At 53.6% G+C, this 13945-nt stretch carries 11 protein-coding genes; 5 read left to right on the plus strand and 6 right to left on the minus strand.

The features are described 5' to 3' along the window. Window positions 1-51: 51 nt before the first annotated feature. From rbsB to A6A26_RS05130, 5 genes are all read right to left on the minus strand, one after another. A complete protein-coding gene (gene rbsB, locus A6A26_RS05110) occupies window positions 52-927 on the minus strand; it encodes a ribose ABC transporter substrate-binding protein RbsB (RefSeq protein ID WP_063877755.1) in 876 nt (291 codons plus the stop codon). A gap of 26 nt (window positions 928-953) precedes the next feature. Next, on the minus strand, window positions 954-1925 hold the full coding sequence (gene rbsC, locus A6A26_RS05115; RefSeq protein WP_063877756.1) for a ribose ABC transporter permease: 972 nt from the start codon (window positions 1923-1925) through the stop codon (window positions 954-956). After that, window positions 1922-3430, minus strand: coding sequence for a ribose ABC transporter ATP-binding protein RbsA (rbsA, locus tag A6A26_RS05120; protein ID WP_063877757.1), 1509 nt, complete (start codon window positions 3428-3430; stop codon window positions 1922-1924). The genes rbsC and rbsA overlap by 4 nt, the downstream gene beginning before the upstream one ends. A 7-nt stretch (window positions 3431-3437) precedes the next feature. Further along, entirely contained in the window at window positions 3438-3857 is a 420-nt protein-coding gene (gene rbsD / locus A6A26_RS05125; protein WP_063877758.1) for a D-ribose pyranase, read from the minus strand. A gap of 182 nt (window positions 3858-4039) precedes the next feature. Further along, window positions 4040-4441 (minus strand): YgiW/YdeI family stress tolerance OB fold protein, encoded by a 402-nt coding sequence (locus A6A26_RS05130; RefSeq protein ID WP_063877759.1) that lies wholly within the window; start codon window positions 4439-4441, stop codon window positions 4040-4042. A gap of 160 nt (window positions 4442-4601) precedes the next feature. Here A6A26_RS05130 and qseB point away from each other — a divergent pair, with 160 nt between their 5' ends. Next, window positions 4602-5273: a quorum sensing response regulator transcription factor QseB gene (gene qseB, locus A6A26_RS05135; protein WP_063877760.1), complete on the plus strand. Its 672-nt coding sequence runs from the start codon at window positions 4602-4604 to the stop codon at window positions 5271-5273. Next, window positions 5261-6601 carry a quorum sensing histidine kinase QseC gene (qseC, locus tag A6A26_RS05140; protein ID WP_082875155.1) on the plus strand — a complete coding sequence of 447 codons (1341 nt, stop codon included), beginning with the start codon at window positions 5261-5263 and terminating at the stop codon, window positions 6599-6601. Before qseB ends, qseC begins: the two co-directional genes overlap by 13 nt. Before the next feature lie 34 nt (window positions 6602-6635). On the opposite strand, the gene kup is transcribed toward qseC, so the two are convergent. After that, window positions 6636-8504, minus strand: a complete 1869-nt coding sequence (kup, locus tag A6A26_RS05145; RefSeq protein ID WP_063877762.1) for a low affinity potassium transporter Kup — start codon at window positions 8502-8504, stop codon at window positions 6636-6638. A 268-nt stretch (window positions 8505-8772) separates the two neighbouring features. Between kup and ravA the strand changes: the two genes are divergently transcribed. From ravA to ovoA, 3 genes are all read left to right on the plus strand, one after another. Next, entirely contained in the window at window positions 8773-10269 is a 1497-nt protein-coding gene (ravA, locus tag A6A26_RS05150) for an ATPase RavA (protein WP_063881064.1), read from the plus strand. Further along, on the plus strand, window positions 10266-11726 hold the full coding sequence (gene viaA, locus A6A26_RS05155) for an ATPase RavA stimulator ViaA (protein ID WP_063877763.1): 1461 nt from the start codon (window positions 10266-10268) through the stop codon (window positions 11724-11726). The genes ravA and viaA overlap by 4 nt, the downstream gene beginning before the upstream one ends. A gap of 74 nt (window positions 11727-11800) precedes the next feature. Further along, the gene (gene ovoA, locus A6A26_RS05160) at window positions 11801-13939 is read left to right on the plus strand and encodes a 5-histidylcysteine sulfoxide synthase (protein ID WP_172823885.1); all 2139 of its coding nucleotides are present in this window, start codon (window positions 11801-11803) and stop codon (window positions 13937-13939) included. Window positions 13940-13945 lie beyond the last annotated feature (6 nt).

Genomic DNA, 13945 nt, shown 5'->3' on the forward strand with positions numbered 1-13945 from the left:
CGAAATAAGTGCGCCACCGACGGGTGACGCAGTGCCCTGCTTTTCTTCGATTTATTTGGTAACCAGTTTCAGGTCGACCGGATTGATCGCCTGCACTTTTTCACCTTTCAGCACTTTATCAGCAGTCTGAACGCCGATCATGCCAATTTTCTCTGGCATCTGAGCCACGGTCGCGGCCAGTTTTCCGCCTTCAACCGCTTTCACACCATCTGGCGTGCCATCAAAACCCACAACCATTACATCGGTTTTGCCCGCCGTTTGCAGCGCACGCAGTGCACCCAGCGCCATTTCATCGTTCTGAGCAAACACAGCCTGCACATCCGGATGCGCCTGCAGCAGGTTCTGCATAACGTTCAAACCTTTAGTACGATCAAAGTCAGCCGGCTGGCTGGCCAGAATCTGGAATTTATGTGCATCAGCGGCCTGTTTAAAACCTTCGCCACGTTCACGTGCAGCCGAGGTACCCGCGATGCCTTCTAATTCGATAATTTTCGCGTTATCACCCAGTTTACGTGCGATGTAGTCACCCGCCATTTTACCGCCAAAGCGGTTATCAGATGCCACGTGACTGACCACGGTGCCCTGTGCAGCGACACGGTCCAGGGTGATCACCGGGATCTTCGCCTGGTTAGCCATTTTGATTGCGTTGCCGACAGCATCAGAATCGGTAGGGTTAATCAGCAGCACTTTCGTCCCGCGCACGGTTAAGTCCTGAACGTTGGCCAGTTCTTTTGCCGGGTTGTTCTGTGAATCCAGCACGACCAGGTTGTAGCCCAGTTTATCTGCTTCTTTCTGTGCACCCTCTTTCAGTGAAACGAAAAACGGGTTGTTCAGCGTAGAGATAACTAAGGCAATGGTATCTTTAGCCATTGCGCTGGCGCTGAGCGTTGCACCAAGGATCACAGCTAATGCAGTTAACTTTTTCATCATTTTATCCTGTATAAAGGTCTGAGTTATTTGCTGCTTTTATTGTCCACCAGCACCGCCAGCAGAATGACTACCGCTTTTACGATCATCTGGTAGTACGAAGATACACCCATCAGATTTAAACCATTGTTCAAAAAGCCGAGGATTAATGCGCCAATTAAGGTGCCAACAATCCGGCCCTTTCCGCCCGCCAGGCTGGTACCACCCAGAACAACGGCGGCAATGGCATCCAGTTCATAACCTGTTCCGGCCGTCGGCTGGGCGGAAGAAAGACGGGCGACTTCGATAGAACCCGCCAGCGCCGCCAGCATGCCGGACAGTGAGTAAACAATCACTTTTACCCGGTTAACATTAATGCCGGAAAGACGTGTTGCGGCTTCATTACCACCCAGCGCATAGATATAGCGGCCCAACCGCGTGTGGTGCAGCATGTACCAGGCTGCCACGAACACCACCGCCATCAGCCATACCGGTGTAGGAATGCCCAACGGACGACCGATACCAAACCAGCCAAACAGGTCGGCATTGTCATTAAAGCCGGTATTCACAGGGCTGCCGTTGGTGTACACCATGGTGACACCGCGCAGTAACAACATCATCACCAGCGTGGCGATAAAAGCCTGCACCTTACCGCGCGCCACAATGGTGCCGGTGACCGCACCAATAGCAGCCCCCAACGCCAGCGAAGCCGCTACGGCAACAAAGGCATTTACCTCCATCCCCACCAGCGAGGCCGCCACCGCGCCCGTAAGCGCCAGCAGCGATCCCACAGACAGATCGATACCGGATGTCAGAATAACCAGCGTCATGCCCACCGCCATGATGGCGTTGACCGATGTCTGCTGCAGGATGTTGAACAGGTTTGCCACCGTAAAGAAATTTGGGCTCTGGCTCGCGACCACGGCAATCAACACAATCAACGCAATCAGCGACTTTTGCTCAAGCAACCAGGCTTTGCTGAACCAGCGACGGTTAGACGGAACGGTTTGGGTGGTCATACAACTAAATCCTCACTGTGTTGCTTACCGACGGCTGCCGCCATCAGGCTTTCCTGAGTAGCGTCTTCACGGGTAAATTCGCCGCTTAAACGGCCTTCATGCATCACGACAATGCGATCACTCATGCCCAGAACTTCTGGCATTTCTGACGACACTAAAATAATGCTCAGCCCTTCGGCCTTGAACTGGTTAATAAGCTGATAAATCTCTTTCTTTGCCCCCACGTCGACACCGCGCGTCGGTTCATCAAGAATCAATACGTTGGGGCGCGTCATGAGCCCGCGGGCAATCGCGACTTTTTGCTGATTACCGCCTGACAGCAGGCCAATCGGCTGCTCCATTGACGGCGTTTTAACGTTAAATAAGCGGATAAAGTCGCTGACGGCGAGTTGTTCTTCAGCGTGCCTGAGTCTGCCGCCCATATGGCTGAAGTAGCGCAGTGCGGTCAGAGACATGTTCTCTTTTACTGACATGCCCAGCACCAGGCCATCGCGCTTACGGTCTTCCGAGATATACACGATGCCATTGGCAAGGCCATCCTGTGGTGAGCGAGTCACCACTTCACGTCCACTCAGCCAGATCTGCCCGGCGCTGCGGGGCGCAGCACCGTAAAGAATTTTCATCAGTTCGGTACGTCCGGCGCCCATCAGGCCAGACACGCCCAGAATTTCACCTTTACGCAGGGTAAACGAGACGTTATCGACGCCAGGCCCGCTAAGGTTTTCCACTTTAAGACGCACTTCGCCCGGAGCATCGTCAACATGGGGATACTGATCTTCCAGTTTACGGCCCACCATCATCTCAATGAGGCTCTCTTCACTCAGATCGCTGACGGCACGTTCAGCAATAAACTGGCCATCGCGAAACACCGTGACGTCATCGCAAATCTCGAAAATCTCTTTCATGCGATGGGAGATATAAACGATACCGCAGCCTTGCGCTTTCAGCTCATTGATGACCCGGAACAACGACAGGGTTTCGGTATCCGTGAGCGCGTCAGTCGGCTCATCCATAATGATGACTTTCGACTCAAAACTCAGGACCTTGGCAATCTCGACCATTTGTTGATCGCCGATGGATAAATCGCCCACCAGCTTATGGCTGTTAAAACGCAGATTCAGACGTTTCAGTAGCGCGTCGGCCTCGGCATACATCCGCTTCCAGTTAATACAGCCAAAACCATTGACGAATTCACGCCCCAGGAAAATGTTTTCCGCGACGGTTAACTGAGGGATCAGGTTAAGTTCCTGATGGATAATACCAATGCCCGCTTCCTGCGATGCTTTAGGTCCGCTAAACGTGGTTTCTTCACCAAGCCATAACAGCGAACCGGCGTCACGGCTGTAAATACCGGTGAGCACCTTCATCATGGTGGATTTGCCGGCGCCGTTTTCACCTACCAACGCCATTACGCGTCCCGGCCAGACTGACAATGACGCACCATTCAGCGCTTTAACGCCGGGAAATGATTTTTCGATGCCTTTAAGCTGCAGTAAGGGTTGCATAATGGCCTCAGAAGGTCACACCTGCGCTCAGGATGACATTCGCAAACGGAGAACACTCTCCGCTGCGAATGACCGCCTGGCTACGTTGTGTTTGTTGTTTGAACTGTTCATGACTGATGTAGCGGGTAGTGATGGTGTTTCCCTGGTGCTGTTGCAATGCGTCGAGCACGGCGATCAGTTCGCTGTGGAGCTGCGGATTGTGCCGCTTAATCTCTTCCGCAATAAAGGCGCTTTCCACCTGCATCTCAAGCGTAACGGCTTCTACCACCTGCATAAATCCCGGCGTACCCGGCGTCAGCGCCAGATCGATACGTTGTGGTCCTGCCGGAATCGGCAAGCCCGCATCGGCGATCGTTAACGTGTCCGTGTGGCCCAGGCGGGCGATAACGTGAGAGAGTTCAGCGTTTAACAAGCGACCTTTTTTCATTTTTACACTCCATAGCGAAACGTTTCGCTTTCTGGAGTGTATAAAAAACAGGTTACAATTCAACCACAGGATCAAAAATTTGTGATCGTTATCGAAACGTTTCGCTGTTGCAGAAAAGAATTTGAGTTAGGCGCATAGCCAGAGCGGAAAATGGACCGCCGGGGCGGTCCATTTGGGGGGCGTTATGGCAGCTTCTTGACCTGTTTAACATCCAGCTCAATGCTGTTGAAATCTTTATCCAGTTCACCCGTCAGTTCGACGCGATCTTTTGGCGAAACGGTCAGGCCGTTCCAGCGCTTGTGGTCAATTTCTACCTTCATCGTGCCGGTCTCGTCACGGAACAGGTAATCTTCGTCGCCAATCTGCTTTTCAAGCTGGCCACGAACGGTAATCCAGCTGTCATCTTTCATTTCTTCAGCCTGTTTCACCGTCACAACGCTGCTTTGACCGGCTTTAAAACCGCCTTGCTGATGATGTGCTGCCGGTGCTGACGCATTCGGGTCAACGAATCCGCCCTGTTGAGCGGCAAATACCGGCGCAGAAGCCAGCATAGTCACGGCTAATAGTGCAGCATACTTTTTCATTTTGTCACCTCTTGTCCATGAAGCTGTTATGTCAGTGGCTGTAGTAAAACATAGAGTTCTTAACAGGATCTTAAGGCGAAAATAACCTCAGTTTTTAGCCAAACTCGCTGTACAACGGTCACCCAGCTTCGTATAAATCGCTTATCAAAAGGGAGAGAGAATGCGAATTTTACTCATTGAAGACGATCGCCTGATTGGAGATGGCATTAAAGCAGGGCTCAGTAAGCTGGGGTTCAGCGTCGACTGGTTTGTCTCAGGTGAGGCGGGTTTTCAGGCATTAACGGCGGCACCGTGGGATGCGGTCGTACTTGATTTGTCCCTTCCGGAGCGTGACGGGCTGGACATATTGCGCCAGTGGCGTCAGCAGGGGCACGATGTGCCGGTCCTTATCCTCACTGCCCGCGATGCCCTGGATCAACGCGTTGAAGGATTACAGATGGGGGCTGACGATTATCTGTGCAAACCCTTTGCCCTTACAGAAGTTGCCGCACGGTTACAGGCATTGATTCGCCGCCGCCACGGGCAACTTCAGCCCGAACTGCGCCACGGGGATGTGGTATTGATTCCCGGCAATCTCAGCGTAGAAAGAAACGGCGAAAACATTGCGTTAAAAAGCCGTGAGCTGGCGCTGCTTGAGCTGTTTATGCGTAATCCGGGTCGGGTACTGACACGTAGCCAGCTTGAAGAAAAGTTGTATACCTGGGATACCGAAGTGTCGAGTAACGCGGTGGAAGTGCATATTCATCATCTGCGTAAGAAGCTCGGTAATCGCTTTATCCGCACTATCCACGGCGTGGGTTATACGCTGGGAGACAGCGAATGCGATCGATGAGTTTGTTCCTGCGTCTTGGCATTGGCCTGGTGCTGATCCTGGGCATTTGCTGGGGAACAGCGACGCTCAGCGCCTGGTATAAAACGCGTGACACCATTAATGAGCTGTTTGATACGCAACAAATGTTGCTCGCTAAGCGCCTGCTGACCCTGGACTTTACCTCGCTCAACGGCACGTCGCTGCCAAAAACGAAAGCGCTGTTACACCATAACCGTGGCGAACAGGACGATGACGCGCTGGCCTTCGCGGTATTCGACCGCGCGGGGAAACAGATCCTCAACGATGGCGATAATGGCAAAGATCTGCCCTTTAATGCGGATCATCAAGGTTTCCAGAATGGCCAGCTTAACGGTGATGACGATCTCTGGCGTTTTGTCTGGCTGACCACGCCCGATCAACGTTACCGTGTCGTCGTCGGCCAGGAGTGGGAATACCGTGACGATATGGCAAAAGATCTGGTCAATGCCGGCATGGTGCCCTGGCTGATTTCCTTGCCTTTTATGCTGCTGATGTTGACGGGTCTGGTCTGGTACGAACTTCGTCCACTAAAAAAACTGAGCCAGCAGCTTGCCGCGCGCGCGCCTGATGATGACGCGCCCTTGCAGGCCCAGCGCGTTCCTAAAGAAGTCCGCCCGTTGATTGATGCACTTAACGGCCTGTTCAGCCGCATTCATACCATGATGCAGCGGGAACGCCGCTTCACATCCGATGCGGCTCACGAATTACGCAGCCCGCTGGCCGCGCTGCAGGTGCAAAGCGAAGTCATTCAGTTGGCCGCCGATGACGAGGCGATGCGCACCCACGCGCTGCAGCAGTTGGATGCCGGTATCGTCCGGGCCACCCGCCTGGTTGATCAGTTGCTTACGCTGTCGCGCATTGAAGCCGATGATGTCCGCAAGGCGTTCCAGCCCGTTATGCTAAAAAAGGTGGCACAGGACACGCTGGCTTCACAGTTACCGCTGGCAGATAAGGCTGACATTAAGTTATGCCTTAACGCTACCGCCGATCCGGTTATTTCGGGACATGCGCTACTGCTGTCTATGCTGATCAGAAATCTGCTGGATAATGCTATCCGCTATACACCATCAGGCAGCCGCGTTGACCTTACCCTTAGCCAGAATACGTTAAAGGTGGAAGATAACGGCAACGGTTTATCGGCAGATGAACTGCAACGCCTGGGGGAACGTTTCTGGCGTCCGCCGGGGCAGGAAAAAAGCGGCAGTGGGCTGGGGTTATCGATAGTGCGCAATATTGCACAGCTGCATGGCATGACACTGCACTTTGCTCCGCATCCCGGCGGCGGATTATGCGTCACGCTACGTTGGTAACACACTGCGCCTGACTGGCAGGCGCAGTCGTCGTCTAAATCTCGACCTGCGTACCCAGTTCTATTACCCGGTTTGGCGGGATCTCAAACTGATCGGGCGCACGTAGCGCATTGCGTTGTAGCGTCATAAACAACTTGCCGCGCAGACGCAAATACCAGGGCCGTTTACCGATAATCAGCGACTCATGGGACATAAAGAAAGACGTCTCCATCATCCGGCAGTTAAGTCCTTCCAGACCGCAACGGTGGAAAATCTCTTCCACGTTCGGTGTTTCGCGCCAGCCGTAACTCGCCACCACGCGCCAGAAGGTGGGCGACAGCTGTTCGATGGTGACGCGCCGGACGTTATGCACGTAAGGTGCATCTTCAGTACGCAGGGTTAACAGCACGACGCGTTCATGCAGCACCTTGTTGTGCTTCAGGTTGTGCAGCATGGCAAAAGGAATAACGTTCAGTGCACGCGACATGTAAACCGCGGTGCCCGGCACGCGCACAGGCGGCGATTTTTCCAGAGAAGCAATCATCGCCTCCAGGGAGTTACCGTGTTCATGCATGCGGCGCAGCAAACGAAAACGTTCGCTCTTCCACGTGGTCATCACGATAAACATCATCAGCGCCAGCGTCAGCGGCAGCCAGCCACCAGAGAAAATCTTGATCAGGTTGGCCGAGAACAGCGACACATCAATACACAGCATGGCAATTAAAATCAGCCCCACCAGATACCGATTCCAGTGCCAGTTCAGTATCGCGACGGTCGCGCAAAGAATAGAGGTCAGTACCATTGTCCCCGTCACCGCAATACCGTAAGCCGCGGCCAGGTTACTGGAGTGCTCAAAGCCGATGATGACAATCACAACAGAGAAATAAAGCAGCCAGTTAATTACCGGAATATAGATCTGCCCAGACTCATTTTCTGATGTATGAACGATGCGCATAGGGGGTAAATAGCCCAGGCGCACGGCCTGGCGGGTTAACGAGAAAACCCCGGAAATCACCGCCTGTGAGGCGATGACGGTGGCTAACGTCGCCAGAATTAACATGGGAATCAGCGCCCAGTCGGGTGCCAGCAGGAAAAACGGGTTTTTGATCGCTTCAGGATGCTTCAGTAACAACGCGCCCTGACCGAAGTAGTTGAGCACCAGCGAAGGCAGCACCACCACAAACCATGCCAGCCGGATAGGGAATTTACCAAAATGCCCCATATCCGCATACAGTGCTTCGACGCCCGTAATCGCCAGTACCACCGCGCCGAGCGCAAAAAAGGAAACTGTCTTATATTCCACAAAGAAGTGCAGCGCCCAGTAGGGGTTTAACGCCTGTAATACCTCAGGGTTATTAAGAATGCTGCGCGCACCCAGTACGGCCAGCACGATAAACCACAGCAGCATGACGGGCGCGAACAGTTTACCCACGATACCGGTGCCATGTTTTTGAATGACAAACAGCAGGGTCAGCACGGCAATGGCCATCGGCACAATATAGCTGTCGAGGCTTGGCGCAGCGATTTCCAGACCTTCAATCGCCGACAATACGGATACGGCAGGGGTGATCACCACCTCACCATAGAAAAAACTGCCGCCAATGAGCCCCATAATCACCAGGATCGCAGTGGCACGTCCGCCCGTATTTCGCCCCGCCAGCGACATCAGCGTCAGAATACCGCCTTCTCCGGCATTGTCGGCACGCATCACGTAGCTGATATATTTCAGCGACACCACCAGCACCAGCAGCCAGAAAATCAGCGAAAGAAAGCCAAAGACCGCATCCCGTTCCACGCCAAAGCCAAACTGCCCCGAAAGACATTCGCGTAAGGTGTAAAGCGGGCTGGTGCCGATATCCCCGTAGACGACACCAATGGCAGCCAGCGTTAATCCGCCTAGTGAGTGCTTATTATCCGAGCTCATAAAATTATCTTTTGTTGGAGTCTGAGAGGCGCACAAGCCATCAAAAAGCGCACAGTATGCACGTATTCACAAAAATTCCTACCTCCGTCGTGGTAACAGACGGCCATCCCCTGTTTTTTCTGTTGCCTGCAATCTTTAAAGCCGTGTTGTCGAACCTTCTGAAACAAAAAAGCTGACATCGATTAACGCTTTCGCGCATCATACCCTATAGAGTATTGCGTTCGCTAAAACGCGGCGGCTCGACGATTGTAAGGACATTGATGTGATTATGGCTCAACCCCATCTTTTGGCAGAAAGAATTTCTCGTCTCAGCAATGCGTTAGAAAAAGGTTTGTATGAGCGTCATCATGCCATTCGCCTTTGTCTTCTCGCCGCCCTCAGCGGCGAAAGCGTGTTTCTGCTGGGGCCGCCGGGCATAGCAAAAAGCCTGATTGCCCGCCGCCTGAAGTGCGCCTTCCAGCATGCCCGCGCCTTTGAGTATCTGATGACCCGCTTTTCCACGCCGGAGGAAGTGTTTGGTCCACTGTCGATTCAGGCGTTAAAAGATGAAGGCCGCTATCAGCGGCTGACCAAAGGCTATCTACCGGATGCAGAAATCGTATTTCTGGATGAGATCTGGAAAGCAGGCCCGGCAATCCTCAACACGCTGCTCACCGCCATCAACGAACGCCGTTTCCGCAACGGCGATAGCGAAGAAAAAATCCCCATGCGCTTGCTGGTCACGGCCTCGAATGAGCTACCGGAAGCCGACAGCGGGCTCGAAGCCCTCTATGACCGTATGTTAATTCGTCTGTGGCTGGATAACGTGCATGAAAAGCAGAACTTCCGCAGCATGCTGACTCATCATCAGGATGAAAATGACAATCCGGTCGCCGAATCGCTGCGCATCAGCGACGAAGAGTATGTGCAATGGCAACAAGGTATCAGTCAGGTCACGCTGCCCGATAACGTGTTCGAACTGATCTATCAGCTACGTCAGCAGTTGGAAAAGTTGCCAGACGCGCCTTACATCTCCGATCGTCGCTGGAAAAAAGCCATACATCTGCTGCAGGCCAGCGCCTTTTACAGCGGGCGAAACACCATTGCTCCGCTGGATCTTATCTTGTTGAAAGACTGTTTGTGGCACGACGTCACTTCGATGCAACTTCTGGATCGCGAAATCGATCAGTTGATGACGCAACATGCCTGGCAACAGCAGGCCATGCTACTCAGGCTTCAGCAACTCAAGGCGCGACGTCTGGCACTGCAACAGCAGCAAAGCGTGGCCGTCGCCATTACGCTTGAGAAACACAGCGGCATGTTCAGCCGTAAACCGCATTACGATATGCCCGAAAGCTTTACCGATGCGCAGTTGACCCTGATGCTGCAAAAGCCGCTTACACTGCATGATATGCAGGTCACGCATCTGGTTATTGAGCGTGAAGCGCTGAATCACTGGCTACAGAAAGGTGGTGACGTTCGCGGCAAATTAAACGGCATTGGCTTTGCACAAACGCTGGATATGCTGGTGGATGCTCAACATTGTCTGGCCGTGCGTGATGTCAGTCTGCAAACGTCCAGGCTGACTCTGCCAGGCGCAAGCAGCAGTGATGCGCTGCCTGAGGAAATCCGCGAAGCGCTGGATGAACTCGACAGCCAGCTACGTCAGCAGCGCCATCAGTTCAGCCAGCAACAACGTTGCCTGTTTATCAGTGATGACTGGCTGGCTCGCGTCGAAACCAGCCTGCAGGACGTGGCGGAACAACTTAAACAGGCGCGTAAATGATCTCTCTGGAGACGCTGAGTACCCTGCTGTCAATCGGTGAAACCGAACTGATTGAAGAGTTAATTCTGGCACTCCTCGCGTCCCCACAGCTGGCCCTGTTCTTTGAAAAATTCCCCGGCATGAAAAAGGCGCTGTTACGCGACGTTCCTCGCTGGAAGGCGGAGATTGATGCCGAACTCAAAGCCACGCCCGTACCGGAAGCGCTGGCGGAAGAGTTTCAGTTATTCCAGCGTATTCAGTTACTCAGCGATCGTGAATTCAGCCAGCAGCTTGATGAAACCCTTGCTCACCTTGAACGTCTGACGTCCCCTTTTCTGGAAGAAGCACAACGCCTGCTGCTTCATAACGATCCCGGCAATCTTAGCAGCGCTCAGCATACGCTGTTCCTGCAACGCTGGCGGCTCAGCCTTACGCTGCAAACGCTCACGCTTAATGAGCAGCTTCTTGAGCAGCAGCGCGAACGTCTGATGGCCGAGTTACAGCAACGTATGGCATTGAGCGGTCAACTGGCGCCGGTTCTGGCAGACGATGACGAAGCCGCAGCCGGACGCTTATGGGATATGGGCAAAGCCCCGCTTCAGCACGGCGACTACCAGCTGATGCTGCAATACGGTGAGTTTCTGGCGCAGCAGCCTGAATTAATGAAGCTGGCCCAGCAGTTAGGCCGCAGCCGTGAAGCAAAATCGGTTCCCTCGCAGGACGCACCGATGGAGGCCTTTCATCACCTGGTGCGCGAACCTGATGCCGTACCGGAAGAAGTCAGCGGCATTCATCAGAGTGATGATGTGCTGCGTTTGCTGCCGCCCGAGCTGGCGGCGTTAAGCGTCAGCGAGCTTGAACTTGAGTTCTACCGCAGGCTGGTAGAGAAGCGACTGCTTACTTACAAACTTCAGGGTGATGCCTGGCATGAAAAAATCACCCAACGTCCCGTCAGCCACCAGCAGCACGAAGAACAGCCACGAGGTCCGTTTATCGTGTGTGTCGACACCTCCGGTTCGATGGGCGGTTTTAATGAACGCTGCGCAAAAGCCTTTTGCCTGGCACTTCTCAAGGTCGCACTGGCCGATCGCCGCCGCTGTTACATCATGTTATTCGCCCATGACGTAATTGGTTACGAATTAACAGGTGATGACGGACTGGAGCAGGCCATCCGTTTTCTCAGCCAACGTTTTCGTGGCGGAACCGACCTTGCGGCCTGTCTTTCAGCCGTGGTCAAGCGGATGGAGGGCGCGTTATGGCACGATGCCGATGCCGTGATAGTGTCGGATTTTATTGCGCAGCGCCTGCCAGAAGAGGTGGTACGCAGCGTTAAACACCGTCAGCAGCAACAGCAGCAGCGCTTCCATGCCGTCGCCATGTCTACGCATGGAAAACCCGGCATTATGCGCATCTTCGATCACATCTGGCGTTTCGATACCGGCTTAAAGAGCCGCCTGTTACGTCACTGGCGCCGTTAAGCGAGGCAGCAGAAATTCCATTTTGCTTTATAGTAAATATCTGCAATTACTTATTCAGCAATCAGGAGTGTCCTGTGAATACCGTTCAACCCCATCGCGATTTACCTGCGCCGACCCGTACGCTGATGCTCTCTGGCCAAAATGTCGAACAAAAACGTGCAGAGCTGCTGGCTTACTTCAATCAGACCTGGGCGCTGTACGAAGACCTGTTTACCTGTCTTAACGATCAGCGCGCCTGGTTTACCAAAGCGATTCCCCTGCGCCATCCGCTGATCTTTTATTTTGGTCACACCGCCACCTTCTACATTAATAAGTTAATGGCGGGCCGTTACATCGATGACCGCATTGATGACCACATTGAAGCCATGCTGGCCATCGGCGTGGACGAAATGAGCTGGGATGACCTCAACGACAACCATTATGACTGGCCTACAGTGGAAGCCGTGCGCGACTATCGCGGCAGCGTAAAAGCATTAGTGACGCAATTTATTCAGGAGATGCCGCTTGAACTGCCCATTCGTTGGGACAGCCCGGCCTGGGTGATCCTTATGGGCATTGAGCATGAGCGAATCCACCTCGAAACCTCTAGCGTACTGATTCGTCAGTTGCCGGTTGAATGGGTGAAACCCCAGCCGCAGTGGCCTGCGTGTGCTGAAGCGCGCCATGACCGACAGTCAGTACCCGCGAATACGCTGGTTCCCCAGCCCGGCGGTCACATCACCCTTGGCAAGACAGATGAGACCTATGGTTGGGACAATGAATACGGTACTCAGCAAATTGAGCTAAAACCGTTTAAAGCCAGCAAAATGCTGGTCAGTAATGCAGAATTTTATGAGTTTGTGCAGGCTGGTGGCTATCGGGAAACTCGCTGGTGGGATGAAGAAGGTTTGGGCTGGCGTCAGTTTGCGCAGGCAGAGATGCCCACCTTCTGGGTGGGCGACGCTACGATGCCCGATCAGCTAAAACTCCGCCTGATGTGTGAAGAAATTTCCATGCCCTGGGACTGGCCAGCGGAAGTCAATCAGCTGGAAGCCGCTGCTTTCTGTCGCTGGAAAGCAGAAGAAACCGGTAAATCAGTGCAGCTACCCTGTGAGGCTGAATGGTACCAACTCCGTGGGCAGGTAGAAGGCGATCAGCCAGACTGGCAGCAGGCTCCGGGCAATATTAACCTGGCTTACTGGGCTTCTTCCTGCCCGGTCGATCGTTTCCCTCAGGGTGAGTTTTACGACATCGTGGGGAATGTCTGGCAATGGACAACGACGCCGATCAATGGTTTTGAGGGGTTTAAAGTCCATCCGCTGTATGACGATTTCTCTACGCCCACCTTTGATGGTAAGCACTCACTTATAAAAGGTGGAAGCTGGATTTCTACCGGCAATGAGGCGATCAAATCGTCACGTTATGCTTTCCGTCGCCACTTTTTCCAGCATGCCGGTTTCCGCTATGTGGTCTCCTCGCATCAGGAAACCATGGCGCTGAATCCCTATGAAACAGACAGCATGGTTTCGCAGTATCTCGATTTCCAGTACGGTCCGCGCTATTTCGGTGTCGATAACTACGCTGAAGCACTGGTCAAACTGGCCCTGCCGCACAGTCAGAATCGAGGTGAAGCACTGGACATCGGTTGTGCAACCGGCCGCGCCAGTTTCGAGCTTGCCCGCCACTTTGAACATGTCACCGGGATGGATTATTCGGCGCGCTTTATCGATGTGGCTCTACAGCTCACGACCGGCGAAGATTTCCGTTACGTGGTGCCAGAAGAAGGCGAGCTGGTGGAATATCGGCAGGTACGGCTTAAGGACTTTGATGTCAGTAACGAACAGGCGAAGCGTATTCAGTTTGTACAGGGCGATGCCTGTAATATGAAGCCTCAACCCGCGCGTTACGATCTGGTGCTGGCATCGAACCTGATCGATCGTCTGCGTCAGCCGGCGCGCTTCCTTCAGGATGTAACACCGATGCTGCGTCCGGGTGGTGTCTTAGTGCTGTCATCGCCTTATACCTGGCTGGAAGAGTTTACACCGAAGGAAAACTGGCTGGGCGGCGTGCGTGAGAATGGCGAAGCCCTGACCACTCAGCAGGCGTTACAACGCCTACTGGCCGCGGACTTCGAGCAAATCGGTTCTCCACAGGATGTGCCGTTTGTCATCCGTGAAACGGCCCGTAAGTTCCAGCACACGCTCGCTCAGGTGACGCTGTGGCGTAAGCGTTAAGATAAC

The sequence above is a fragment of the Pantoea sp. OXWO6B1 genome (assembly GCF_001641135.1).
Taxonomy (GTDB): domain Bacteria; phylum Pseudomonadota; class Gammaproteobacteria; order Enterobacterales; family Enterobacteriaceae; genus Pantoea; species Pantoea allii.